Origin of the sequence: Mycolicibacterium vulneris (genome assembly GCF_002104765.1) — a bacterium.
GTDB lineage: Bacteria > Actinomycetota > Actinomycetes > Mycobacteriales > Mycobacteriaceae > Mycobacterium > Mycobacterium vulneris.
Map to the genome: position 1 here is coordinate 101,361 of NZ_NCXM01000004.1, position 23,853 is coordinate 125,213.

At 67.5% G+C, this 23,853-nt stretch carries 27 protein-coding genes; 15 read left to right on the forward strand and 12 right to left on the reverse strand.

Features of this window, described 5'->3' with window-relative positions:
* Positions 1–17: 17 nt before the first annotated feature.
* The gene (locus B8W69_RS05345) at positions 18–218 is read left to right on the forward strand and encodes a zinc transporter Slc39a7 (protein ID WP_085288894.1); all 201 of its coding nucleotides are present in this window, start codon (positions 18–20) and stop codon (positions 216–218) included.
* Between the two features lie 21 nt (positions 219–239).
* Here B8W69_RS05345 and B8W69_RS05350 read toward each other — a convergent pair whose 3' ends face one another.
* Entirely contained in the window at positions 240–1,313 is a 1,074-nt protein-coding gene (locus B8W69_RS05350; protein WP_085288895.1) for an oxygenase MpaB family protein, read from the reverse strand.
* Positions 1,314–1,381: 68 nt separating this feature from the next.
* On the opposite strand from B8W69_RS05350, the gene B8W69_RS05355 reads away from it, so the two are divergent.
* The 5 genes from B8W69_RS05355 (at position 1,382) to phoU (ending at position 7,346) form a co-directional block, all read left to right on the forward strand.
* Positions 1,382–1,996, forward strand: coding sequence for a TetR/AcrR family transcriptional regulator (locus B8W69_RS05355; protein ID WP_110881841.1), 615 nt, complete (start codon positions 1,382–1,384; stop codon positions 1,994–1,996).
* 173 nt (positions 1,997–2,169) lie between these two features.
* The gene (locus tag B8W69_RS05360) at positions 2,170–3,192 is read left to right on the forward strand and encodes an acyl-ACP desaturase (RefSeq protein WP_085288897.1); all 1,023 of its coding nucleotides are present in this window, start codon (positions 2,170–2,172) and stop codon (positions 3,190–3,192) included.
* A gap of 7 nt (positions 3,193–3,199) precedes the next feature.
* Positions 3,200–4,333 (forward strand): tRNA dihydrouridine synthase DusB, encoded by a 1,134-nt coding sequence (gene dusB / locus B8W69_RS05365; protein ID WP_085288898.1) that lies wholly within the window; start codon positions 3,200–3,202, stop codon positions 4,331–4,333.
* A 210-nt stretch (positions 4,334–4,543) separates the two neighbouring features.
* A complete protein-coding gene (locus B8W69_RS05370; protein WP_085288899.1) occupies positions 4,544–6,619 on the forward strand; it encodes an LCP family protein in 2,076 nt (691 codons plus the stop codon).
* A gap of 58 nt (positions 6,620–6,677) precedes the next feature.
* Positions 6,678–7,346 (forward strand): phosphate signaling complex protein PhoU, encoded by a 669-nt coding sequence (gene phoU / locus B8W69_RS05375; protein WP_007777625.1) that lies wholly within the window; start codon positions 6,678–6,680, stop codon positions 7,344–7,346.
* 14 nt (positions 7,347–7,360) lie between these two features.
* Here phoU and pstB read toward each other — a convergent pair whose 3' ends face one another.
* The 6 genes from pstB to B8W69_RS05405 all read right to left on the reverse strand — a co-directional run bounded on the left by pstB (position 7,361) and on the right by B8W69_RS05405 (position 13,144).
* Positions 7,361–8,137 (reverse strand): phosphate ABC transporter ATP-binding protein PstB, encoded by a 777-nt coding sequence (gene pstB, locus B8W69_RS05380; protein WP_065028428.1) that lies wholly within the window; start codon positions 8,135–8,137, stop codon positions 7,361–7,363.
* A 13-nt stretch (positions 8,138–8,150) separates the two neighbouring features.
* The gene (pstA, locus tag B8W69_RS05385) at positions 8,151–9,065 is read right to left on the reverse strand and encodes a phosphate ABC transporter permease PstA (protein WP_085288900.1); all 915 of its coding nucleotides are present in this window, start codon (positions 9,063–9,065) and stop codon (positions 8,151–8,153) included.
* A complete protein-coding gene (gene pstC, locus B8W69_RS05390; protein ID WP_439330588.1) occupies positions 9,062–10,096 on the reverse strand; it encodes a phosphate ABC transporter permease subunit PstC in 1,035 nt (344 codons plus the stop codon). Before pstC ends, pstA begins: the two co-directional genes overlap by 4 nt.
* A 51-nt stretch (positions 10,097–10,147) precedes the next feature.
* A complete protein-coding gene (pstS, locus tag B8W69_RS05395) occupies positions 10,148–11,269 on the reverse strand; it encodes a phosphate ABC transporter substrate-binding protein PstS (protein ID WP_085289017.1) in 1,122 nt (373 codons plus the stop codon).
* A 166-nt stretch (positions 11,270–11,435) separates the two neighbouring features.
* Positions 11,436–12,368: a mycothiol synthase gene (gene mshD, locus B8W69_RS05400; protein WP_085288902.1), complete on the reverse strand. Its 933-nt coding sequence runs from the start codon at positions 12,366–12,368 to the stop codon at positions 11,436–11,438.
* Positions 12,365–13,144: a winged helix-turn-helix transcriptional regulator gene (locus tag B8W69_RS05405; protein WP_085288903.1), complete on the reverse strand. Its 780-nt coding sequence runs from the start codon at positions 13,142–13,144 to the stop codon at positions 12,365–12,367. Before B8W69_RS05405 ends, mshD begins: the two co-directional genes overlap by 4 nt.
* A 177-nt stretch (positions 13,145–13,321) precedes the next feature.
* Between B8W69_RS05405 and lmeA the strand changes: the two genes are divergently transcribed.
* The 7 genes from lmeA (at position 13,322) to B8W69_RS05435 (ending at position 17,221) form a co-directional block, all read left to right on the forward strand.
* Entirely contained in the window at positions 13,322–14,134 is an 813-nt protein-coding gene (gene lmeA, locus B8W69_RS05410) for a mannan chain length control protein LmeA (protein ID WP_085289018.1), read from the forward strand.
* Positions 14,131–14,550, forward strand: coding sequence for a thioredoxin family protein (locus B8W69_RS05415; protein WP_085288904.1), 420 nt, complete (start codon positions 14,131–14,133; stop codon positions 14,548–14,550). The genes lmeA and B8W69_RS05415 overlap by 4 nt, the downstream gene beginning before the upstream one ends.
* A 29-nt stretch (positions 14,551–14,579) precedes the next feature.
* Positions 14,580–14,669: an Ms5788A family Cys-rich leader peptide gene (locus B8W69_RS32095; RefSeq protein WP_369332967.1), complete on the forward strand. Its 90-nt coding sequence runs from the start codon at positions 14,580–14,582 to the stop codon at positions 14,667–14,669.
* A gap of 104 nt (positions 14,670–14,773) precedes the next feature.
* On the forward strand, positions 14,774–15,244 hold the full coding sequence (locus tag B8W69_RS05420; protein WP_085288905.1) for a DUF4395 domain-containing protein: 471 nt from the start codon (positions 14,774–14,776) through the stop codon (positions 15,242–15,244).
* A gap of 36 nt (positions 15,245–15,280) precedes the next feature.
* Entirely contained in the window at positions 15,281–16,114 is an 834-nt protein-coding gene (locus B8W69_RS05425) for a sulfurtransferase (protein WP_085288906.1), read from the forward strand.
* Position 16,115: 1 nt separating this feature from the next.
* Entirely contained in the window at positions 16,116–16,418 is a 303-nt protein-coding gene (locus B8W69_RS05430; RefSeq protein ID WP_007777644.1) for a DUF1416 domain-containing protein, read from the forward strand.
* A gap of 146 nt (positions 16,419–16,564) precedes the next feature.
* Positions 16,565–17,221, forward strand: a complete 657-nt coding sequence (locus tag B8W69_RS05435; protein WP_085288907.1) for a heme-binding beta-barrel domain-containing protein — start codon at positions 16,565–16,567, stop codon at positions 17,219–17,221.
* Between the two features lie 247 nt (positions 17,222–17,468).
* Here the strand turns inward: B8W69_RS05435 and B8W69_RS05440 are convergent, their stop codons facing one another.
* Complete coding sequence (locus B8W69_RS05440; protein WP_110881852.1) at positions 17,469–18,326, reverse strand: aminodeoxychorismate lyase; 858 nt, start codon at positions 18,324–18,326, stop codon at positions 17,469–17,471.
* Between the two features lie 110 nt (positions 18,327–18,436).
* Here B8W69_RS05440 and ygfZ point away from each other — a divergent pair, with 110 nt between their 5' ends.
* Complete coding sequence (ygfZ, locus tag B8W69_RS05445; protein WP_085288909.1) at positions 18,437–19,531, forward strand: CAF17-like 4Fe-4S cluster assembly/insertion protein YgfZ; 1,095 nt, start codon at positions 18,437–18,439, stop codon at positions 19,529–19,531.
* A 146-nt stretch (positions 19,532–19,677) separates the two neighbouring features.
* Positions 19,678–19,863, forward strand: a complete 186-nt coding sequence (locus tag B8W69_RS05450; RefSeq protein ID WP_085288910.1) for a DUF3073 domain-containing protein — start codon at positions 19,678–19,680, stop codon at positions 19,861–19,863.
* A 67-nt stretch (positions 19,864–19,930) separates the two neighbouring features.
* On the opposite strand, the gene purM is transcribed toward B8W69_RS05450, so the two are convergent.
* The 4 genes from purM to B8W69_RS05470 all read right to left on the reverse strand — a co-directional run bounded on the left by purM (position 19,931) and on the right by B8W69_RS05470 (position 23,845).
* Positions 19,931–21,025 carry a phosphoribosylformylglycinamidine cyclo-ligase gene (gene purM, locus B8W69_RS05455; RefSeq protein WP_085288911.1) on the reverse strand — a complete coding sequence of 365 codons (1,095 nt, stop codon included), beginning with the start codon at positions 21,023–21,025 and terminating at the stop codon, positions 19,931–19,933.
* A gap of 71 nt (positions 21,026–21,096) precedes the next feature.
* Positions 21,097–22,623, reverse strand: coding sequence for an amidophosphoribosyltransferase (gene purF, locus B8W69_RS05460; protein WP_085288912.1), 1,527 nt, complete (start codon positions 22,621–22,623; stop codon positions 21,097–21,099).
* A gap of 137 nt (positions 22,624–22,760) precedes the next feature.
* On the reverse strand, positions 22,761–23,150 hold the full coding sequence (locus B8W69_RS05465; protein WP_085288913.1) for a sterol carrier family protein: 390 nt from the start codon (positions 23,148–23,150) through the stop codon (positions 22,761–22,763).
* 65 nt (positions 23,151–23,215) lie between these two features.
* Positions 23,216–23,845: an Rv0804 family intramembrane glutamic endopeptidase gene (locus B8W69_RS05470; RefSeq protein ID WP_181447332.1), complete on the reverse strand. Its 630-nt coding sequence runs from the start codon at positions 23,843–23,845 to the stop codon at positions 23,216–23,218.
* Positions 23,846–23,853 lie beyond the last annotated feature (8 nt).

Below are 23,853 nucleotides of genomic sequence, written 5' to 3' on the forward strand. Positions count from 1 at the left end.
CAAAGGAGAGAACAGCAATGAGCGGACACACCCACGACGCGCCACACGCGCACGAGCACCAGCACGGCGACGTGACGCACGACCATGCGCACACGACCCACGAGCACGACCACGTCGAGCACGAACACTCGCACGCGCACGCCGACGGGACCGAACACACCCATCAGCACGTGCATCAGGCGGGCCTGGAAGAAGTTCACGGTCACACGCACACATAGCGCGACCGGAGCCCGGTCGGCTCAGGAGACCATCGGGCAGTAATGCTTGGGGTCGCCGCGCTCGTCTTCGGGGGGCAGGTTGCGCGCCGGGGTGTGCACCAGGGGCGTGTCGAGCGGGATACGGCCGCTGGCGCGGTCCAAGCCGGCCCGGGCCCGCGGGTGCTTGCGGAATCTGGGGGGCACCAGGGCGAACACGCCACGGACGAGGTCGCCGAATCGCCGGTGCAGCCACTCGTCGCGGCGTGACCAGCGGTAGCCCATCAGCTCCCGCACCGGTGGGTCATACAGGCCGACCGTCAGCCAGACGAAGAACGGTGCCAGCAGTTTGCGTTGCGCGGCCCATAACGGATCCGGAATCCATTGCGCGAAGGGGGGTTTCGGCAGGTCGGTCAGATCGAGCACGGCCCGGGCCGCCCAGTTGTTCTCCAGCACGTTGCGGCACATGTGGTCCCAATAGACCTGGAATTCCTCCCAGGAGGCGGGCACCGGCCGCATGCTCATGCCGTACATCCGGTACCACTCGACGTGTTCGTCGAACAGCTGGCGCTTCTGCTCCTCGGTGATACCGCCGCAGAATCGCTCGGCCACATGGATGGTGCCCATAAAGAAGGTGGAATGCGCCCAGTAGAAGACGTCGGGGTTCAACGCGTGGTAGCGCCGGCCCTGTTCGTCGACCCCCTTGATGTCGGTGTGGTAATCGCGGACCTCGGCACCCGTGCCCGGGGCGCGGTCCCCGTCGAACACGACTCCCCCGATGGGATACAACGAACGCAGCAGACGCGGCCAGCGCTCGCGGAAGAACGTGGAGTGATCGATGACCGCCGCCCCCAGCTGCGGGTGCATGTTCTGCATCGAACCCGCCCACGGACCCTGCAGCATGCCCCGCCAGTCCCCGAAGTACCGCCAGGTCAGCGAGTCGGGTCCCAGCGGTGCGGGCGGCGCGTCGTACCCCGCCGGCGACACCGGGCAGCCAGCCGCGACGCCGTAGGACGCGTCGACCGGCCCGGCCGAAACGAACTGCTCAGCGGCGCCGACGGCGTCTCTCCGTGCTACGTCGCTGGTCAGACGGCGCGATGCGGACGTATCTTGAGTCACTATTGGATCCCTGTAGGTATCGTGAATTTTTGACTACAACCGTTGTCATTTTAGAGCTTAGGAGCGATGTGCAGACGGGTCAACGGCGGGGACGCTGGACGGGCGTCCCCTTGGAGAGTCGCCTCGCGCTTCGCCGTGACAACCTCATCAGCGCCGGCGTGCAGCTACTCGGCAGCCCCGGCGGGCCGGCGCTGACCGTGCGCGCGGTCTGCCGTGCGGCCGCGCTGACCGAACGCTACTTCTACGAAAGCTTCGCCGACCGTGACGAATTCGTGCGCGCGGTCTACGACGACGTCTGCACCCGCGCGATGAACACCCTGACGTCGGCGTCGACCCCACGCGAGGCCGTCGAGCGGTTCGTCGAGCTGATGGTCGACGACCCGGTCCGCGGGCGCGTGCTGTTGCTGGCACCGGCGGTGGAGCCGGTGCTGACCCGCTCCGGCGCGGAGTGGATGCCCAATTTCATCGACCTGTTGCAGCGCAAGCTGTCCCGCATCGGCGACGCCGTGCTGCAGAAGATGATCGCCACCAGCCTGGTCGGCGGGCTCTCGGGCCTGTTTACCGCCTACCTGCACGGGCAGTTGGGCGCCACCCGCAAGCAGTTCATCGATTACTGCATCAACATGCTGTACATCACGGCCGCGCCATACGTCCCGGCCGGCGAGCTCGGCACGTCGCAATAACGCGCGTTTTCTTTTTGATCGCATCGGCAAGCCGTACAACTGAACCTATTAAGGCGCCGCAGCTCGAAACCGGCATCAAACCGTCACCTGGCGCGCCGGACGAGGAACTTGATGCTACTGAAGTACACAGATATATTGACTGCTACCCATCGACACAGATAACTGGAGGCCGTATGTCAGCCGGGCTGACCGACTTACAACTGCTTCACGAACTCGAGCCGTTCGTCGAAAAGTACCTGAATCGGCACGAGAGCATGCACAAGAACTGGAACCCACACGACTACATCCCGTGGTCGGACGGCAAGAACTACTACGCGCTCGGCGGGCAGGACTGGGAGCCAGGTCAGTCACAGCTGTCTGACGTCGCCCAGGTGGCGATGGTGCAGAACCTGATGACCGAGGACAACCTGCCGTCTTATCACCGCGAGATCGCGATGAACTTCGGCATGGATGGCGCGTGGGGACAGTGGGTCAACCGGTGGACCGCCGAGGAGAACCGGCACGGCATCGCGCTGCGCGATTACCTGGTGGTGACCCGCGCGGTCGACCCTGTCGAGCTGGAGAAGCTGCGCATCGAGGTGGTGAACCGGGGTTTCAGCCCTGGCCAGAACCAGCAGATTCGAGCCGATTTGTTCGCCGAGAGCCTGTTCGACTCGGTCATCTATGTCACGTTCCAGGAGCTGGCCACCCGGATTTCGCACCGCAACACCGGTAAGGCCTGCAACGAGACCATCGCCGACCAGTTGCTGGCCAAGATCTCGGCCGATGAAAACCTGCACATGATCTTCTACCGCGACGTCAGCGACGCCGGGTTCGCGGCCGCGCCCAATCAGGCGATGAAGTCGCTGCACAAGGTGCTGCGCAACTTCCAGATGCCGGGCTACCAGGTGCCCGAGTTCCGCCGGAAGGCCGTCGCCATCGCCGTCGGCGGGGTCTACGACCCGCGTATCCACCTCGACGAGGTGGTCATGCCGGTGCTGAGGAAATGGCGCATCTTCGAGCGTGAGGACTTCACCGGTGAAGCGGCCGCCATGCGCGACGATCTCGCCCTGCTGATCAAGGAGCTCGAGCAGACCTGCGACAAGTTCGAGATCTCGAAGCAGCGTCAGCTCGACCGCGAAGCCCGCACCGGCAAGAGGACCACCGCAGCCGAGCTGCACCAGACCGCGGGCACGCTGACCATGAGCCGGCGGTAACCAAGCGGTGCGCATCGGTTCCATCGCGCTCGCCAGCCCGGTGGTTCTGGCACCGATGGCGGGCGTGACAAACGTCGCATTCCGGACGTTGTGCCGCGAGCTCGAGCAAGCCAAGGTCGGCACCGTCAGTGGGCTCTATGTCTGCGAGATGGTCACGGCGCGCGCGCTTGTCGAGCGTCATCCGGCCACCATGCACATGACCACGTTCGCCGCCGACGAATCGCCGCGCTCGCTGCAGCTCTACACCGTCGACCCCGCGACCACCTACGCGGCCGCCAAGATGATCGCCGACGAAGGCCTGGCCGATCACATCGACATGAATTTCGGCTGCCCGGTGCCCAAGGTGACCAAGCGCGGCGGCGGGTCGGCGCTGCCGTACAAGCGGCGGCTTTTCGGTCAGATTGTCGCCGCGGCGGTGCGCGGCACCGAGGGCACCCAGATACCGGTGACCGTCAAGTTCCGCATCGGCATCGACGACGAACACCACACGCATCTCGACGCCGGCCGCATCGCCGAAGCCGAAGGGGCCGCCGCCGTCGCACTGCATGCCCGCACGGCGGCGCAGCGCTACTCCGGCACCGCCGACTGGGAGGAGATCGCCCGGCTCAAGCAGCAGGTGCGCACGATCCCGGTGCTCGGCAACGGCGACATCTATGACGCCAGTGACGCGCTGACCATGATGGCCACCACGGGCTGCGACGGCGTCGTTATCGGGCGCGGCTGCCTGGGCCGGCCCTGGCTTTTCGCCGAGCTGTCGGCAGCGTTCACCGGCAGCCCGCCACCCACGCCGCCGACGCTGGGCGAGGTCGCCGAAATCGTGCGACGGCACGGGCAGCTGCTTGCCGCGCACTTCGGCGAGGACAAGGGCATGCGCGACATCCGCAAGCACATCGGCTGGTACCTGCACGGCTTTCCGGCCGGCTCGGAGCTGCGCCGGGCCCTTGCGATGGTCAAGACGCTCGACGAGCTGGACTCTCTGCTCGACCGGCTGGACGGCACCGTGCCGTTCCCCGACGAGGCGACGGGCCCGCGCGGCCGGCAGGGTTCACCGGCCCGGGTGGTGCTGCCGGAGGGTTGGCTGACCGATCCGGACGACTGCACAGTGCCGGCCGGCGCCGACGTCATGCACTCCGGTGGCTGAACCGACAACTTGAAATCGCGTCTGGACCAATAACTCAGTACGATGTGGGCTTTGTTGCATGCGCGTGGGTGGCCGACAGGTTCCGTGCCGCTGCACCAGGGCAACAAAAGTAGTTGGCACCAGCGGTAGCGCTCGCAATGCGGGGCTGCGCTGGGACATTACGCACGGACACGCTGACGTCTGCAGCAGAGCTTCGGAGGCCGGTACGACATGAGTGACGCCGAGAGCGACGCCACTCGTAATGGTCGGCCCGGCCCGGGCGGGGCGCACGCCCATCCGATCGCGGCGGACCCGGCGCGGTCGGGCGCCGCTCCCTGGGAGCGATTCTTCGAGCCCCCGGCCGACGACAACCTGCACCGCTGGCATCCCGAGGCCCCGATCGAGCCCGTCGCGCCACGCGAGGAGGAACCCGAACAGGGCGGATCCCACACCGGCGGTGGCGTCAGCGTCGCTGATCTGATCGCCAAAGTCGGCGCCCCCGGCAGGCCCGTCCACCATCGTGCCGCTCCGGAGGATCCGGAGGTCGAGCCGTTCGGCCTTGAGCCGTCCGGCGCCGAGCCGGGCCTGCCGATCGAGCTGCAGAAAACGCAGGTGATCGACAACCTGGCCTACTCCATGGACGCCGTCGCCGAGCTTCGCGCCCTCGAGGCCGCCGACTATCCGAACGACGACGACCCCGAGGACCTGGCCCCAGACACCGGCGCCGAGGAACCTGAACGCCGGCGCCGTCCGCTGCTGGTGGCCGCGCGGTCGACGGCCGCGCTGGCCGCGGTGCTGGCCCTGGCCATGACCGGTGGGGCATGGCAGTGGAGTTCGTCGAAAAACGCCCGGCTGAACACGATCAGCGCGCTGGACCAGAACTCCAGCGACATCCGCGACCCGGGCGGGCAGTACGGAGACGAGGACTTCTTGATCGTCGGCCTCGATTCGCGGTCGGGCGACAACGCCAACATGGGCGCCGGCACCACCGACGACGCCGATGGGGAACGCTCGGACACGGTCATGCTGGTCAACATTCCGGCCAACCGTAAGCGCGTGGTGGCGGTGTCGTTCCCCCGCGACTTGGCGATCACCCCGATGCAGTGCGAAGCGTGGAACCCCGAAACCGGCAAGTACGGGCCCCTCTACGACCCGAAGACCAAGACCTACGGCCCGAAGATGGTCTACACCGAGACCAAACTGAACTCGGCGTTCGCCTTCGGCGGCCCGAAATGCCTGGTGAAGGAAATCCAGAAGCTGTCCGGCTTGAACATCAACCGCTTCATCGCCGTCGACTTCTCCGGTTTCGCGAAGATGGTCGACGCCCTCGGTGGCGTCGAGGTCTGCTCGAGCACGCCGCTGCACGACTACGAGTTGGGCACGGTCCTCGAACACGGTGGGCGCCAGGTCCTCGACGGCTCCACCGCTTTGAACTACGTGCGGGCACGCCAGGTCACCACCGAGGTCAACGGCGATTACGGCCGGATCAAACGCCAGCAGCTGTTCTTGTCGTCGCTGCTGCGGTCGTTGATCTCCGAAGACACGCTGTTGGACCCCAATAAGCTCAACAACGTCGTCAACATGTTCATCAGCGACACCGTCGTCGACAACGTGCGATCCAAAGACCTGATCCAACTCGGCCAGTCGTTGCAGGGCATGGCGGCCGGTCACGTCACGTTCGTCACCGTGCCGACCGGTGTGACCGACCAGAACGGCGACGAGCCGCCACGGATGGCCGACATGCGGGCGCTGTTCGACGCCGTCATCAACGACGATCCGCTGCCCGAGGAGAACGACCAGAACGCCCAGAATCTGAGTACCTCTCCGACAAAGGGCCCGTCGAAGGCGCCGACCACCAAGAAGACCCCGGCACCGGCGGCGGAGGCGCAACACGAGCTGATCACCACGACCTCGCCCAGCGGCGTGACGGTGCGGGTGTCCAACGCGACCACGCAAACCGGCCTGGCGGCCACCGCGACCACCCAGCTCAAGCAGGACGGGTTCAACGTGATGTCGCCCGACGACTATCCGAGCTCGGTGAACGCGACGACCGTGCTGTTCTCGCCGGGCAACGAAGAGGCCGCCGCGACCGTCGCGTCCTCGTTCGCCAACGCGAAAGTACAGCGGGTTTCGGGCTACGGGCAGGTCGTGCAGGTGGTCCTGGGCCCCGACTTCAAGTCGGTCGCCAGCCCGCAGCCCAGCGGATCGTCGATGAGCCTGCAGATCGAACGCGGTTCGAGCAATGCGCCGGCCAAGCTGCCCGAGGACCTGACCGTCACCAACGCGGCCGACACCACCTGCGAGTAACCCCTTTTGACGGCGCTCCGCTGCGCGTTTCGGACGGCGAGACCGTAGGCTTGGTGCTATGCGGACCGCCTACCACGAGCAACTCTCCGAGTTGTCCGAGCGCCTCGGCGAGATGTGCGGCTTGGCAGGAATAGCCATGGAGCGGGCCACCCAGGCTCTGCTGCAGGCCGACTTGGTGCTGGCCGAACAAGTCATCTCCGATCATGAAGCCATCGCCGCGCTGAGTGCGCAGGCCGAAGAAAGCGCCTTCGTACTACTGGCATTGCAGGCACCGGTGGCCGGCGATCTGCGGGCCATCGTGAGCGCCATCCAGATGGTGGCGGACATCGACCGAATGGGCGCGCTGGCGCTGCACGTCGCCAAGATCGCCCGTCGGCGCCATCCCCAGCACGCCCTGCCCGAAGAGGTCAACGGCTACTTCGCCGAAATGGGCAGCATCGCAGTCGAATTGGGCAACAGCGCCCAAGAGGTGGTGTTGTCGCGCGACCCGGAGAAGGCCGCCCGGATCCGCGAAGAAGACGACGCCATGGACGATCTGCACCGGCATCTGTTCTCGGTGCTGATGGACCGGGAATGGAAGCACGGCGTCGCGGCAGCCGTCGACGTGACGCTGCTGGGCCGGTTCTACGAGCGCTTCGCTGACCACGCCGTGGAGGTGGCCCGGCGGGTCATCTTCCAGGCGACCGGCAGACTGCCCGAGGAAGAAACGAAATCCGCCTCGCAGTAACTGCCGGCGGCCGGCTAGCCGAAGCGGCCGGAGATGTAGTCCTCGGTCGCCTTCTGACTCGGGTTCGAGAAGATCTTCTCGGTGTCGTCGACTTCGATCAGCCGCCCCGGCTTTCCGACGGCCTCCAGGTTGAAGAACGCCGTGTAGTCGCTGACCCGGGCGGCCTGCTGCATGTTGTGCGTGACGATGACGATGGTGTAGTCCTGCTTCAGTTCGCTGATCAGCTCTTCGATGGCCATCGTCGAGATCGGGTCCAGGGCCGAACACGGCTCGTCCATCAGCAGCACATCGGGTTGCACGGCGATGGCCCGCGCGATGCACAGGCGCTGCTGCTGCCCGCCGGACAGTCCGCCGCCGGGCCGGTCCAACCGGTTCTTGACCTCGTCCCACAGGTTCGCCCCGCGCAGCGAATACTCGGCAGTCTCGTCGAGCACCTTGCGGTTGCGCACACCTTGTAGCTTCAGGCCGGCGACGACGTTGTCGCGAATTGACATGGCGGGGAACGGGTTCGGTCGCTGGAACACCATCCCGATGGCCCGGCGCACGCCAACCGGGTCAACGCCGGCGCCGTAGATGTCTTCGTCGTCGAGCAGCACGCTGCCTTCGACCCGTCCGCCGGGCACCACCTCGTGCATGCGGTTTAGCGTGCGCAACACCGTCGTCTTGCCGCAACCCGACGGGCCGATGAACGCCGTCACGCTGCGGGGCAGAACCGACAGCGTCACATCCGAGACCGCGTGAAACGATCCGTAATAGATGTTGACGCCTTTGAGGTCCAACCGTTTGGCCACTTAGTGCTCCTGCCTATGACTTTCTGACGCCCAGAAATTTCGCTATCACCCGGGCCGCGACGTTGATGGTGGCGATCACCAGGATGAGGGTTAGTGCGGCACCCCACAACCGATCCGTGGGGATGGGGTTGAGGCTCGCGCCAGCCGTCGTCTCGTTGAACATCATGCCGGGCAGCGTCCCCATGAACCCGCTGAAGACATCGAAGTTCATCGATTGTGCGTAACCGACGAGGATCAGCAGCGGCGCCGTCTCCCCCATCACCCGGGCCATCGCCAGCAGTATCCCGGTGACGATGCCGGACAACCCGGTGGGGATGACCACCCGGGCAATGGTTTTCCACTTGGTGATGCCCAGCGCGTAGCTGGCCTCGCGAAGGTCCATCGGGACGATCCGCAGCATCTCCTCGGTGGCCCGCACGATCACCGGGAGCATCAGCAGGACCAGCGCCAGCGACACCGCAAACTCCGACCGGGGAAGTCCCAGCGTTGCCACGCACAACGCATAGATGAACAATGCCGCAACGATGGACGGCACACCGCTGAGGATGTCCACCATGAACGAGGCCAATCTGCCCAGCGCGGTGCCGCCACCGTACTCGACGAGATAGATCGCGACCATCATCCCGAGCGGGACGGAGATGAGGGCGCATAACAATCCCTGCAGCACGGTGCCGACCAGCGCGTGGTAGGCGCCTCCGCCGGTCACGAATGCCGTCATCCCCGCTTGCGAGTGCGACCACCAGGTGGTTGACGCCACCGCCTTGAAGCCCTTGGCGACCACCGACCACAGCACCATCACCAGCGGGGTCACCGCGACCAGCAGCGACAGCGAAACAAGCAGGGTCGCAACGTAATTCGTGATACGTCGGCGCCAGCTGACCGGCGAGAACGTCCGCGGCTTGAGCGGACGGTCCAGCATCGAGGTCATCGGGCGCCCTTCCGCCCGGCTCCGGCGACGGCGCCCCGCGCCAGGGCGTCGACCAGGAAGGTGAGCACGAACAGCGTCAGCCCGGCGGCGATGTACGCGCCGGCCTTGTACCGGTCGTCGAATTCGGACGCGGCGCCGGCGATCTTGGTCGCGAAGGTGGAGCCGCCGTCGAACAGTGACCAGCCGAACGCCGACTGGGTGCCCCGCAGGATGATCAGCAGCGCCACCGTCTCGCCCAGGGCGCGGCCGAGCCCCAGCATCGAGCCGCTGACGTAGCCCGACCGTCCGAACGGCAGCGTGACCATCTTGACCACTTCCCAGCGCGTGGCGCCGAGCGCCAGCATGGCCTCGATCTGGTCCTGCGGTGTCTGGACCAACACCTCGCGCGTGACCGCGGTGATGATCGGCAGGATCATCACCGCCAGGACGATGCCGCCGGTGAAGATGGTGCCCCCGCCGGCGGGCGACGCGTTGCCGCTGGCGAACAGAAAACACCAGCCCAGGGAGCGATTGAGCCAAACGGCGACGGGCCGCAACTGCGGCGCCAGCACGTACAGGCCCCACGCCCCGTAGATGATCGACGGCACCGCGGCCAGCAGGTCGACCGAGTAGGCCAGCGGTGTGGCGACCCGCCGCGGCGCGTACTGGGTGATGAAGATGGCCACGCCCAGCGCGACCGGCATGGCCAGGATCAACGCGAACAGCGACACGAACATGGTGACCGGGACCAGGCTGGCGATGCCGAAGTGCATCGCGGAGGGGTCCGTGGTGACCCACACACCGCCGTAGCTGAAGAAGTTCTCCCGATTGCGGTGCAGCGCCGGTATCGCGCGTCCGAGCAGAAAGGCGGCGATCGCGGCGATGACCACGATGATGACCACGCCGGACGACTGCGCGAGCCGGCGGAAGACCCGGTCCGCCACATGGGGCCGCCCCTCCCCCCAGGGGCTGGTGGGTGTGGCCGGCTTCTCCGGATACGGCGCGGCGACAACCGCACCCGAACCCGCGTCGATGGGATTTGGCGTTGTCACTGTGATCCCGTCACAGTTCTGCTGTCGATCCTTGAAACCCGATTCACTTGATTACTGCATCGCGTTGATGGCCGTGATCAGTCGCTCCCTGACCTTATCGGGCAGCGGGATGTAGCCGGCCTTCACGAGTTCGCCCTGCGCGCTCGTGGCGGATATGGAGAGAAACGATTTGACGGCCGCGGCGGTCTGCGCGTCGTAGCCCTTTGAGCACACGATCTCGTAGGTGACCAGCAGCAACGGGTAAACGCCCGGTTCCTCCGAGCCGTACATGGCATTGAGGTCGAGCACCAGGTCGTTGCCCTCGGCCAGGAATCGGGCCCCGTTGACGGCGTTCCCGGCCGTGTCGTTGGTCAGCGGAATCACGCCGCCGCGGGTGGCGATTTTGGCGTAGGGCACGCCGGCCTGGTCGGCGAAGCCCTTCTCGACGTATCCGATGGCGCCCGGGGTGGCCCGCACCGCCTGGATGACGCCGGCCGACTTCGCGGCGCCCTCGCCGACGCCGCCCTGAAATTCCGTGCCGACCCCTTTGGACCAGCTCTGCGGCGCGGCCGCGGTCAGATACTTCTGGACGTTGTCGGTGGTCCCGGACGAGTCGGTCCGGTAGATCGGCGTGATCTTGGAGTCGGGCAGCGCCGCGCCCGGATTCAGGGCGGCCAGGATCGGATCGTTCCAGCTGGTGATCCTGCCGGTGAAGATCTTGGCCAGCGCGTCACTGTTGATCACCAGGGCCGGATTTCCGGGCACGTTGTAGACGATCCCGATTGGGCCGAAGACCAGCGGCAGGTCCCACGCCGGGTTCCCGTCGCAGCGTTTGGCCGCGGGCCCGATCTGGTCGGCGACCAAGGGAGAGTCCGCGCCCGCGAAATCGACATGTCCGGCGATGAACTGCTCACGGCCGGCGCCCGATCCGGTCGGGTTGTAGGCCAGGCCTTTGCCCGGGCAGTACTGGCCCCACACCTGGTTGAACACCGTAATGGCGTTTTCCTGAGCGGTCGAGCCCTCCGCCGTCAGCTTGTCCTTGCCGCCGCATCCCGCCGTTCCGGTGACGCCGGAGCTGGGCGCACCGGCCCCGCGGGGATTCTCGTCGCTGCCGCAGGCGGTCAGCGTTCCGGCGCCGAGCGCCATCGCCAACGCCACGGCGGCCAGCGCCCTGCCCTGCCTGTCGAGCCTCACCGATCTCGCTTTCCTGACGCGTTCCGGACGCATATGGGCGCCGCCGGCCATCTGTCTATGTGAGGTTGCCAAGCGCCGGCGAAAATATGCGCCGCCGCGGTCCACAGCAACGTCATGGTGGCCAGGACCAGATTAACGATCTGGGTAGAAGCGGCTCATTCCCGCGTCATTTGGCCGCGGGTACGACCGCGTATGCGGTGTCGACGCTGTAGGTGCCGAAGCCCAAGCGCTGGTAGGTCCGCACCGCGGCGACGTTGTCCGACTCCACGTAGAGCATCACGGTGGGGTCCGGGGCGTCCGCGAGGCGCCGGCCCAACCAATCGATGCCGACTGCGGTTAACACCTGCCCCAGGCCGCGGCCCTGCGCCGACGGGTCGACGCCCACCACGTACACCTCGCCCAGCCCGGGCCGATCGAGGTGCACCTTCGTCCAGTGGAAACCCAGTAGCGTGCCGGCCTCGCTGCCCGAGTCGGCGAACGCGAGGAACAGGCCCGCCGGGTCGAACCACGGTTCGTTGCGGCGCTCCGCCAGCTCGACATCCGTCCAGCCGCCCTGTTCAGGATGGTGGGCGAACGCGGCATTGTTGACCCGCAGCAGCCCGGCGTCGTCGGCGGTGCCCGCATAGCTGCGGATCTCGACCCCGGGCACCGACGGCACGGTCTCGGGCAGATCGTGCAGCGAGCGTCGCATCTGCATCAGTTCCCGCACGGGCGCCAGACCCAGCGCCGACGCGGTCGCGCGGGCCGGCTCGAGTGTGCCATGCGCCCAGAACCGGTTTCCCGCACCGGTTTTGGCCAGCGCCGCGCGCGCCAGTGTGGACCCGATACCGCGGCGGCGCGCCTGCGGGTGCACCACGAGTTCGGCCATCCCGGCCTCCCCGTCGCGTGGCGGACTCAGGTTGAGGTAACCGACGATCGCGTCGCCGCCCGGGGCGGGATTCGTGATCAGCAGATGCTCGGTGCGGTCGTGGCCGAGCTCGCGTAGCACCTGCTCGCCAACCGGCGCGACGCCATCGAATTCGGTTGCTGCAGTGACAAGTTCGCGTACGCCCCGCTGCTCGTCAATCGTCAGCGTCCGGCGCCAGTCGGGCGCCGTCACTGCGTGTGCAAGGGATCGACCAACGGGTCTTGGACGTCCTGCGATTCGGATTCGGATTCGGCGTCGATCTCATCGGCCTCGTCGGGCTCGGCGACCGGCGTGCGGCCCCGCGCCGGGCGGACGGCCTTGTAACCGACGTTGCGGACGGTGCCGATCAGCGCCTCGTACTCGGGACCGAGTTTGGCCCGCAACCGGCGCACGTGCACGTCCACGGTGCGGGTGCCGCCGAAGAAGTCGTATCCCCACACCTCGTGCAGCAGCTGCGCGCGGGTGAACACCCGCCCGGCATGCTGAGCCAGGTACTTGAGCAGCTCGAATTCTTTATAGGTGAGATCCAGCGGGCGGCCCCGCAGCCGGGCGGTGTAGGTGCCTTCGTCGATCACCAACTCGCCCAGGCTGACCTTGCCGGCGCTCTCCTGATCCGCGAGCCCGCCGCGACGGCCGATCACCAGCCGTAACCGCGCATCGACCTCGGCGGGACCGGTCGTGGGCAGCAGGATCTCGTCCAGGCCCCAGTCCGAGCTGACGGCCACCAGCCCGCCCTCGCTCACCACGGCCAGCACCGGCACCGACCGGCTGGCGGTGCTCAGCAGGCGACACAGTCCCCGCGCCGACGACAGGTCGGTGCGCGCGTCGACGAGCACCGCATCCGCGGTCCCGGCCTCGAGCAACGAAGAGGGTTCTGGCGGCGCCGTCCGGACGGCGTGTGGAAGCAGGGACAGCGACGGCAAGACCGGGTCGGGATGAAGCTCCGAGGTCAGCAGTAGTAGCTCCAACTAGCCCCTCCAGCTCGGGGGAACGGCATCTCCCAATTTCACATCGCCATTAAGCGTTAGTTACCAGGTCATCTAACGATAACGTGTTACCTGGTTTTTTCGCGTGGCAGACAAGCCGATGTGAGCTCCACCACGACGGATCCGGCGGCGGCCGGCTCTCGGGTGTTGCGCCACAATATGCGCGTGCGCAAGATGCTGATTGCTGTGACCGCGACGGCGATCCTGGTTACGGTGGTCGCCCTGGGCGCGATCGGTTTCGACTACGGGACCAGCATCTATGCCGAATACCGGCTGTCGTCCAGCGTCCGTAAAGCGGCCCGGCTGGGCACCGACCCGTTCGTGGCCATCGTGGCATTTCCCTTCATTCCGCAGGCGATGCGCGGCAACTACAGCCAGGTGGAGATCAAGGCCAACGCCGTCGAGCACGCGATGACCGGCAGGGCCACCCTGGAGGCCACGATGTACTCGGTGGATCTCGCCCGGGCATCGTGGCTGATCAGCCCGGACGCGAAGCTCGCGGTGGGCAAGCTGGAAAGCCGCATCATCATCGACTCGACGCACCTAGGCCGGTATATGGGCATCAGCGACCTGATGGTCGAGGCACCGCCCAAGGAAACCAACACCTCCACCGGCGGCGTGACCGCATCGGGCATCTCGGACAGCCACGGGCTGGTGTTCACCGGCACACCCAAATCGGCGGGCTTCGATCGACGGGTCAGCGTCTCGGTCGACCTGTCTATCGCCCCCGATGACCCGGCGACGCTGGTGTTCACCCCGACCGGTGTGCTCACCGGATCGGACACTGCCAACCAGACTGTGCCGGCGGACGAACAGGACGCCGTGCTGCACGCCTTCAGCGGAAGGCTGCCCAATCAGCGCCTGCCCTTCGGTGTCGCACCGACCACCGAGGGCGCTCGAGGATCCGACGTCATCATCGAGGGCATCACCCATGGAGTAACCGTGACCCTCGATGGGTTTAAGCAGTCATGACCGTCATCGTCGTGACCGTCGCGGTGCTCGCCGCGGCAACCCTGGCCGGGTGGTTGCTGACCCGGCGCTCCGGACGCATCCGCGAAATCGACACCAGGCCGGATCGGGACACCGACTTCGACATCGCGGCGCTGGGTCTGTCCCGCAGCGGGCCGACCGTGGTGCATTTCAGCGCCCCGTGGTGCGGGCCGTGTGATCGGGTCCGCCGGGTCGTCGAGCAGGTCTGCGACGACCTGGGCGACGTGGCGCACGTCGAGGTAGACCTGGACGCCAATCCGGAGACCGCACGCCGGTATTCGGTCCTGTCCCTGCCCACCACGTTGATCTTCGACGTCGACGGCCGGCAGCGATACCGCACGTCCGGAGTGCCCAGCAGCACCGACCTGCGGTCCGCCCTGAAACCGCTGTTGGCTTGACCACCGCGTCATTGGGTAAGCTGACCAACGTGTCAGCCCGCCTCGAGCCCATGCTCACCCAGCGCCGCGCAGTTGAGCTGTGCCGCACTGCGGGCTGTTGTTGTTGCTGTTGCTGCTGAGTAGCCGCGCTTCCGCGTAGCACTCGGAGCGGCCCGGGTTCCAGACCGTGGCACGTCTCCATTCGTCGTTTCCGTCAGCAACAGAGGTATCGAGGAGTATTACCTTGCCAAGCAGCAACACCACCACGCAGCCCGACCTGGTCGACGTGCGTGGACCACGATTCGCAGCTTGGGTCACCACCGCAGTCTTGGTGCTCGCGCTCGTCGTGTCCGCGGCAAGTCCGCTGGCCGCCGCGGTGATCCTGGCCGTCCAGGCCGTCATCTTCGCCATCGGTGCGGCCGGTGGGCCGCGCAAGCACCCATACGGCCGGATCTTCGCCACCGTCGTCGCGCCGCGGCTGGGGCCGGTGCAGGATCGCGAGCCGACCCCACCGCTGAAGTTCGCCCAACTGGTCGGCTTGGTCTTCGCGGTGCTCGGAACCGCCGGATTCGCCACCGGTGCCGTCCTGTTCGGCGTCATCGCCACCGCGGCCGCCCTCGCGGCCGCGTTTCTCAACGCGGCCTTCGGCATCTGCCTCGGCTGCCAGCTCTACCCGCTGGTGGCCCGTTTCCGGCGCCCCGCGCGTCCCACCTGACCTGCTGTAACAAAAGCGATTGAAAGGATCCACTCCATGGCACGCTCCGACGTCCTGGTCTCCACCGACTGGGCTGAGAGCAATCTCGACGCCTCAGGCGTCGTCTTCGTCGAAGTCGACGAAGACACCAGCGCTTACGACGCCGGCCACATCCCCGGCGCGATCAAGCTGGACTGGCGCTCCGACTTGCAGGACCCGGTCAAACGCGACTTCGTCGACGCCCAGCAATTCTCCAAACTGCTCAGCGAGCGGGGCATCTCGAACGACGACACCGTGATCCTCTACGGCGGCAACAACAACTGGTTCGCCGCCTACGCCTACTGGTACTTCAAGCTGTACGGCCACGAGAAGGTCAAGCTGCTCGACGGCGGCCGCAAGAAGTGGGAGCTCGACGGCCGCGACATGTCCAGCGACCCCGTCAGCCGACCCGCGACGTCGTACACCGCCGCCGCACCGGACAACAGCATCCGCGCGTTCCGCGACGACGTCATCGCCGCCATCAACGTGAAGAACCTGGTCGACGTGCGCTCCCCCGACGAGTTCTCCGGCAAGATCCTGGCCCCCGCGCACCTGCCGCAGGAGCAAAGCCAGCGGCCCGGCCACATCCCCGGCGCCATCAACGTGCCGTGGAGCAAGGCCGCGAACGAGGACGGCACCTTCAAATCCGACGAGGAGCTGGCCGAGCTCTACGCCGGCGCCGGCCTCGACGGCGACAAGGAAACGATCGCTTACTGCCGCATCGGCGAGCGGTCGTCGCACACCTGGTTCGTTCTTTATGAATTGCTCGGGCATCGGAATGTGAAGAACTACGACGGCAGTTGGACGGAATACGGCTCCCTGGTGGGTGCCCCGATCGAGTTGGGAAGCTGATATGTGCTCTGCACCGAAACAAGGACTGACGTTGCCCGCCAGCGTCGACCTGGAGAAGGAAACGGTGATCACCGGTCGCGTCGTGGACGGCGAGGGCCAGGCAGTGGGAGGCGCGTTCGTCCGCTTGCTGGACTCCTCGGACGAGTTCACCGCCGAGGTGGTGGCGTCGGCCACCGGTGACTTCCGGTTCTTCGCCGCGCCGGGATCCTGGACGCTGCGTGCCCTGTCGAAGGCCGGCAACGGCGACGCCGTGGTGGCGCCGTCCGGTGCAGGCATCCACGAGGTCGACGTCAAGATCGCCTGACCCGCCAGCCGCTCCCGACAGGGACGCCGCGGGACGAATAGACTTGTCCCCGTGGTGCTGTTCTTCGAGATCATGCTGGTTGTGGCGGTCGTGGTGATTTCATGGTTCGCCCTGTACACCCTCTATCGGCTCATCACTGACGAGTCGTGAGTTCCGACGAACCGCTGAGTTCCGCCGGTTCCGGCGACCGGGCCGTGGCCGCCGCCGCTGAGCGCGCCAAGCTGACCGCCGGCCGCAACATCCCGTCCTACGATGACCTGCCCCTGCCCGCCGACACCGCGAACCTGCGCGAAGGCGCCAACCTGAGCGATGACCTGCTGGCGCTGCTGCCGCTGGTCGGTGTCTGGCGCGGCGAAGGCGAAGGCCGCGGGCACGACGGTGATTACCGGTTCGGCCAGCAGATCGTGGTCTCGCACGACGGCGGCGACTACCTGAACTGGGAAGCTCGATCCTGGCGGCTCAGCGCGACGGGCGACTACGAAGAACGCGGCCTGCGCGAGACCGGTTTCTGGCGCTTCGTCCCCGATCCCGACGACCCCGGCGAGTCTCACGCGATCGAACTGCTGCTGGCCCATTCGGCGGGCTACGTCGAACTGTTCTACGGCCGCCCGCTGACCCAGTCGTCGTGGGAGTTGGTCACCGACGCGCTGGCCCGCAGCAGGTCGGGCGTGCTGGTCGGCGGCGCCAAACGCCTCTACGGCATCGTCGAGGGCGGCGACCTCGCCTACGTCGAGGAGCGAGTGGACGCTGACGGTGGTCTGGTGCCGCATCTCTCGGCCCGGCTGTCCCGCTTCGCCGGCTAGCAACCGCCTCCAGACATGGAGCGGCCCCCGAGCCGCGTTCCTGGTTGGACAAAAACCGGAAGCTCGGGGGCCGGGTGACTGCGGGGAATTCGCTAGCGCACTTGTGACGCCAGCTCTTCCGAGCAGGTGCTGCTAGCGCGCAGCCACCTCACATGTCCATGAAGCTATCAATTTCGCGGACCACCTCCTTCCTTGTGTACGACCGACCGTACCGGCGAATCGGCCAGCCGACAACAGAATTCAGCGCTCAGCGATCGTGGACGATGGCGGCGTCGATCAGTTCGGCGAAGTCCGCCGCCATCGGTGACGGCTGCAGTGGGCGGCCATCGAGGGTGTGCACGCGGGCGGCCAAGGTCATGCTGGAGATCAGCCAAACACCTTGGGCGGCATGCAGATCCGCGACGCGCAGCGCCCGGTAGTCGCAGTCATAGCCCTTGTCCCTGGCCACCTCGAACAGGGCCTGTTGGGTGGTGCCGCGCAGGATCGGATACCACGGCGGCGGCGTCAGCAGGCACGGCGTCTCGGAGGCGGTGGCGATCACCACCGTCGAGCGTGGGCCTTCCAGGATGTAGCCGTCCGTGCTGACGAAGATCACGTCACCGGCGTCCTGACGGGCGGCATGGCGCAGGGCCGCCATATTGACCGCGTAGGACAGGGTCTTGGCGCCGGCCAGCAGCCACGGCATCGCATCGACACCGGTGGCGGCCAGCCCGCGGTCGAGCGTGATCGCCGCCAGCCCTCCCCGCCGGACTGCGGTCACCCGTTCGGGAACGGCGTTGACCATGACGAAGGCCGTCGGCGCCGAACCGCCCTCGCGCCCGCGGCTGTAGATCAACCGCATCGCGCCCTCGTCGGCGCTGCCCGCGCACCACTGCCGGGTGGCCGCCTCGATCGCGTTTCGCCACCGCGGCAGATCCGGTTCGGGCAGATCGGTCAGCGCGGCCGACTGGGTCAGCCGCTGCAGATGCGACTCGATCAGACAGGCCCTGCCGTCGCGAACCAACAGCGTCTCGAAGACTCCGTCGCCGCGGACCGCTGCCAGGTCGTCGGCATGCAGCAGGGGCGCGTCGGGCGAATGTATTTCGCCGTCCAGCGTGACGATCACACCCGTTGGGCCGGCCATGGTGGAGAAGCCTATCCAATGACCCCCAGCCCGCGATCGCAAGCGCGGCGACGCCGGGCCGCCCGGGGCCGGCCGGTCCGTAGAGTTGACTCGTGACCCGCGCTGTTCCCGCACCCGAGACCGGACCCGACGCCGGTGCCGTCTGGCATTACGGCGACCCGCTCGGCGAGCAGCGTGCGGCCGACACCGAGGTGATCCTGGTCGACCGCTCGCACCGCGGCGTGCTCACCCTGACCGGAAAGGACCGGCAGACCTGGTTGCACAGCATTTCGACGCAGTACGTCAGCGACCTGCCCGACGGCGCCAGCACGCAGAACCTCAGCCTCGACGGCCAGGGCCGCGTCGAGGATCACTGGATCCAGACCGAGCTGGCCGGCACCACCTACCTCGACACCGAGCCGTGGCGGGCCGAGCCGCTGCTGCAATACCTGCGCAAGATGGTGTTCTGGTCGGAGGTCACCCCGGCCGGCGCCGATCTGGCCGTGCTGTCGTTGCTCGGCCCGAAGCTGGCCGACCAGGCGGTTCTCGACGCGCTCGGGGTGGACGCGCTGCCCGCCGAGCTCACCGCGGTTGCCGTCGGTGACGGCTTCGTGCGGCGGATGCCCGGCACCCCGGGCGGCCAGATCGAGCTGGACCTGCTGGTTCCGCGCGCGGCGGTCGCCGACTGGCGAAATCGCCTGGCACAGGCCGGGGTGCGGCCCGGCGGGGTGTGGGCCTACGAAGCCCACCGCGTCGCGGCGGTGCGACCCCGTCTCGGCGTCGACACCGATGAGCGCACGATTCCGCACGAGGTGGGATGGATCGGTGGCCCCGATGTTGGGGCCGTCCACTTGGACAAGGGCTGCTACCGCGGGCAGGAGACCGTCGCGCGCGTGCACAACCTGGGCAGGCCGCCCCGCATGCTGGTGCTGCTGCACCTCGACGGATCGGTGGACCGGCCGTCCGCCGCGGATCCGGTGCTGGCCGGCGGCCGCACGGTCGGCCGCGTCGGCACCGTCGTCGACCACGTGGATCTCGGGCCCATAGCGCTGGCACTGCTGAAGCGCGGGCTGCCCGCCGACACGGAATTGGCGACCGGAGCGGAGGCCTCGGTGGCTGCGGTGATCGATGCCGATTCCCTGCCTGCAACCGAACAGATCGGCGCCGGACGGTTAGCTGTTGAACGGTTGCGGGGCGGTGCGGGATAATGAACGGTAACGTCCGCCACAGCAAGCAGGGGGCGCCAACGTCCGGTGGCGGGGCACGGTAAACTGTTGGCAGGACAATACGACACCAGGAGATCGGAGCCGCCTACTCGTTAGGCCGCTCCGTTATTGCGCGAGGGGGTTCCCCCATGGGCCGCGGCCGGGCTAAGGCAAAGCAGACCAAGGTTGCTCGAGAACTCAAATACAGTTCTCCGCAGACCGACTTCCAGCGGCTTCAGCAAGAGCTGTCCGGAACGGGTTCGGACGGGTCCAACGACCTGGACAGCGACGGATCCGACGAATCCTGGGACGACCAGGACAGCTGGCGGCGGTAGAGCCAATTTCCCGGCGCCGATGCGTAGTGCACCGGCGCCGCGTTAGTTGTACCGGAGTCCGAGCTCCCTAAAATCGCGGGTGCTGACCGACCATCTTGGCCCGCGGGCCCTCTTTCCCGCCTTTGCCGACGGTGCCCAGCACCCAGCAGTCCAGGTGCCGGGCGGTCAGGATGGCCAGAGCGCGGTCGGTGTCTTCGGGAGCCACGATGGCGATCATGCCGACGCCCATGTTGAACGTCTTCTCCATCTCGTCGCGCGTCACCCGGCCGCGCTGGGCGATCATGGCGAACACCGGCGCGGGCGTCCAGGTGCCGCGGTCCATCTCGGCGACCAGCCCGTGCGGGATGACGCGTAGCAGGTTGCCGGCCAGCCCGCCGCCGGTGACGTGGCAGAAGGTGCGGACGTGGGTTTCTGCCGCGAGCGCCAGGCAGTCCTTGGCGTAGATGCGGGTGGGCTCGAGCAGCTCTTCACCCAGGGTGCGGCCGAACTCCTCCACATAGCCCTCGAGGTTCATCCGATCGATTTCGAGCAGCACGGTGCGCGCCAGCGAATATCCGTTGGAGTGCAGGCCGGACGAGCCCATCGCGATGATGACGTCGCCGGGTTTGACCCGGTCGGGCCCCAGCACGTCGTCGGCCTCGACGACACCGATGCCGGTGGCCGAGATGTCGTAGTGGTCCGGCTCCATCAGACCGGGGTGTTCGGCCGTCTCGCCGCCCAGTAGCGCGCAGCCGGCTCGCACACATCCTTCGGCGATGCCACTGACGATGGCGCTCAACCGTTCCGGGACCGTGCGGCCAACCGCGATGTAGTCCTGCAGGAACAGCGGTTCGGCGCCGCACACCACTAGGTCGTCGACCACCATCGCGACCAGGTCCAGCCCGACTGTGTCGTGCTTGTCCATCGCCTGGGCGACCGCCAGCTTGGTGCCGACGCCATCGGTGGACGCCGCGAGCAGCGGCTCGCGGTAGTCGCCGCGTAGTGCGAACAGGCCGGCGAATCCGCCCAGGCCGCCCCGAACCTCGGGTCGCGTGGCTCTTGTGGCCAGCGGCTTGAACAATTCGACGGCACGATCGCCGGCTTCAATGTCCACCCCGGCCGACGCGTAGGTGATGCCCTGACTGCCGCGGTGGCGTCCGGGGCTCTTTCCGGGATCCGTCATCGTGATAAAGGCTACCGGGCGGCGGTGACGGCCGGTATCAAACGTCGGCGAAGGTGTGCAACCGAGTTCCCTCAGTGCACGACGGGCACTTCGTCGGCCGCGAGATCGTCGAGGCCGGCGCCGCGCGCGGCGTTGGCGAGCATGTGCTCGATGACGTTCTTGCCCAACGCGCTCTCCCCGGGCAGTTCGATCGGATACTGGCCGTCGAAGCACGCCGTGCACAGCCGGGATGCCGGCTGCTCGGAGGCCGCGACCAGGCCGCGCAGCGAGATGTAGCCCAGCGAGTCGGCGCCGATGGCGTGCCGCACCGCCTCGAGCATCTCCTTCTTGTCTTCGACCGCGTTGGCGATCAGTTCGGCCGGCGACGGGAAGTCGATGCCGTAGAAGCAGGGCCATTTGACCGGGGGCGAGGCGATCCGGACGTGCACTTCGACGGCACCGGCCTCGCGCAGCATCCGCAGCAGGGCACGCTGGGTGTTCCCGCGCACGATCGAGTCGTCGACGACGATGAGTCGCTTACCGCGGATCACCTCGCGAAGCGGGTTGAGCTTCAGCCGGATACCGAGTTGGCGGATGGTCTGCGACGGCTGGATGAACGTGCGCCCGACGTAGGCGTTCTTCATCAGACCCTGGCCGTAGGGAATGCCCGATTCCTGCGCGTATCCGACCGCGGCGGGCGTGCCCGACTCGGGCACGCCGATCACCAGGTCGGCTTCGACGGGACGCTCCCGGGCCAGCCGGCGACCGATCTCCACCCGCGTCGCATGGACGGATCGGCCGGCGATCGTGCTGTCCGGTCGCGCCAGGTAGACGTACTCGAAGACGCAGCCCTTGGGGGTGGGGTTGGCGAAGCGCGTGGAACGGACGCCGTCGGCGTCGATCGCCAGCAGTTCGCCCGGTTCGATGTCACGCACGAACGACGCGCCGACGATGTCGAGCGCCGCCGTTTCGGAGGCCACCACCCAGCCGCGATCCAGCCGTCCGAGCGAAAGTGGCCGCACCCCATGCGGATCGCGGCACGCATACAGGGTGTTTTCGTCCATGAAGGTGAGGCAGAACGCGCCGCGAACGGTCGGCAGCAGGTCCAGCGCCGCCTGCTCCAGGGTCGCGTCCGCCGCGCCGTGGGCCAGCAGCGCGCCCAGGATGTCCGAGTCAGTGGTAGCCGGCGCCGGGGCGCGCTTGGCGATCAGCCCCTCGTCGCGGGCGCGGGCGGCGAGCTCGGCGGTGTTGACCAGGTTCCCGTTGTGTCCCAACGCAACCCCGGTGCCCGCCGCGGTGTTGCGGAACACCGGCTGCGCGTTTTCCCAGGTCGTGTCGCCGGTGGTCGAGTAGCGACAGTGGCCGATGGCGACGTGGCCCGGCATGGCGCCCAGCGTCTGCTCGTCGAACACCTGGCTGACCAGGCCGAGATCTTTGAAGACCAGCACCTGGGATCCGTCGGCGACGGCGATGCCGGCGGCTTCCTGGCCGCGATGCTGCAGCGCGTACAAGCCGTAATAGGTGAGTTTGGCGACGTCCTCGCCCGGGGCCCACACCCCGAATACACCGCATTCTTCGCGGGGTGCGCTGAAATCCTCTTCGGGCTCTTGGACGGTCACAATTAGGCAGCTCCCCGGGGAACGGTTGGTGACGTAACAAAGTCTACGGGCACCGGAGCCACGCCGACGAATCCCCCGGGCGTGTTGAGCGACGAATTGCCGGCGAAATTCCCTAAACCTGCAGTTCAGGGTTATGTTCAGCCCACATCGAACAAGGGCAGGCAGTGTCCAATCTCACCGGCACGCGAGCCGGAAAGCCGCAGCGCACCGCTGCTGTGGGCCTCGGCGAACGACGACATTCCGGTGGCCAGCAGCAGCCAGGTCCGCGGGTCGGTTTCCACCACATTGGGTGGCGTGCCCCGGGTGTGGGTGGGTCCGGCGATGCACTGCACGGCGACGAACGGCGGGATGCGCAGCTCGACGCTGCGCCCGGGCGCAACGGCGGCCAGGGTGCGGGCGGTCAGCCGCACGGCCGTCGCCAATTCCTGCCGGTCGGGCGCCGGACGGGATTCGTCGCGTAGCCAGTCCGCGACGGCCAGCACGGCCTGGCGGGTCTTCGCCGGATCGGCTTTGTCGCGCGGGGCCATACCCCAGGGTCTCAAAATCCTGGGGCCCGCCGCTCGAGACCGCGACCTTGAACCCAGGCGACCGGTCAGCGCTTCGAGGCCTGCACGGCGAGCACGGCGATCGCCCCGGCTTCGTTGATGGCCAGGTGCGCGAGCATGGGCGCGGCCAGGCTGCCGGACCGGTCGGCCAGCCAACCGAAGAGCCAGCCCGCGATCCCGGTGACCAGCACGGTGGCGACCACCGGCTCACCCGTCGCGCGCGCATCGGCGATGTGCGACAGGCCAAAGGCGCCGGCCTGCAACAACCGTCCGCCGCGTTGCCCGTATGCGGCGGAGCCGGCGGCGGCCAGCGCCCCGCGAAAGGCGGACTCCTCCGACCACACCGTGGCCACCGGTATCCGCAGCAGCAGCCAGTCCGGAGCCGTCGCCGGTTGCTCGCGGCCGGCCATCGATTGGCGCACCGGCGGCAGCAGGGTGCTCGCCGCGACCGCGCCAGCAGTCGGCAACGCGGCCACCGACCCCAGCCGCAGACCCGCCCGTAACCGGGGCGGGACCAGGCCAAGGCGCGCACGCGTGATCGACACCAGCAGGCCGGCCACGCCGGCCTGCAGCACCGCTCGCCACCAGGCCGGCAACCGGGGACTGACGAAGCTCCAGCCGACCAGCGCGGCGGCCAGAGACAATGCGCCAGTCCGACGGAAACGCTTGTCAGACATCAGATTTC

What these genes read in the sequence shown, in the direction of transcription:
- B8W69_RS05425 (WP_085288906.1), top strand. Translation starts at nt 15,281, where the DNA reads ATGGCACGCTCCGACGTCCTGGTCTCCACCGACTGGGCTGAGAGCAAT.
- B8W69_RS05360 (WP_085288897.1), top strand. Translation starts at nt 2,170, where the DNA reads ATGTCAGCCGGGCTGACCGACTTACAACTGCTTCACGAACTCGAGCCG.
- B8W69_RS05430 (WP_007777644.1), top strand. Translation starts at nt 16,116, where the DNA reads ATGTGCTCTGCACCGAAACAAGGACTGACGTTGCCCGCCAGCGTCGAC.
- purM (WP_085288911.1), bottom strand. Translation starts at nt 21,025, where the DNA reads ATGACGGATCCCGGAAAGAGCCCCGGACGCCACCGCGGCAGTCAGGGC.
- B8W69_RS05465 (WP_085288913.1), bottom strand. Translation starts at nt 23,150, where the DNA reads ATGGCCCCGCGCGACAAAGCCGATCCGGCGAAGACCCGCCAGGCCGTG.
- B8W69_RS05450 (WP_085288910.1), top strand. Translation starts at nt 19,678, where the DNA reads ATGGGCCGCGGCCGGGCTAAGGCAAAGCAGACCAAGGTTGCTCGAGAA.
- B8W69_RS05470 (WP_181447332.1), bottom strand. Translation starts at nt 23,845, where the DNA reads ATGTCTGACAAGCGTTTCCGTCGGACTGGCGCATTGTCTCTGGCCGCC.
- pstA (WP_085288900.1), bottom strand. Translation starts at nt 9,065, where the DNA reads ATGACCTCGATGCTGGACCGTCCGCTCAAGCCGCGGACGTTCTCGCCG.
- B8W69_RS05370 (WP_085288899.1), top strand. Translation starts at nt 4,544, where the DNA reads ATGAGTGACGCCGAGAGCGACGCCACTCGTAATGGTCGGCCCGGCCCG.
- B8W69_RS05345 (WP_085288894.1), top strand. Translation starts at nt 18, where the DNA reads ATGAGCGGACACACCCACGACGCGCCACACGCGCACGAGCACCAGCAC.
- phoU (WP_007777625.1), top strand. Translation starts at nt 6,678, where the DNA reads ATGCGGACCGCCTACCACGAGCAACTCTCCGAGTTGTCCGAGCGCCTC.
- lmeA (WP_085289018.1), top strand. Translation starts at nt 13,322, where the DNA reads ATGCGCGTGCGCAAGATGCTGATTGCTGTGACCGCGACGGCGATCCTG.
- B8W69_RS05415 (WP_085288904.1), top strand. Translation starts at nt 14,131, where the DNA reads ATGACCGTCATCGTCGTGACCGTCGCGGTGCTCGCCGCGGCAACCCTG.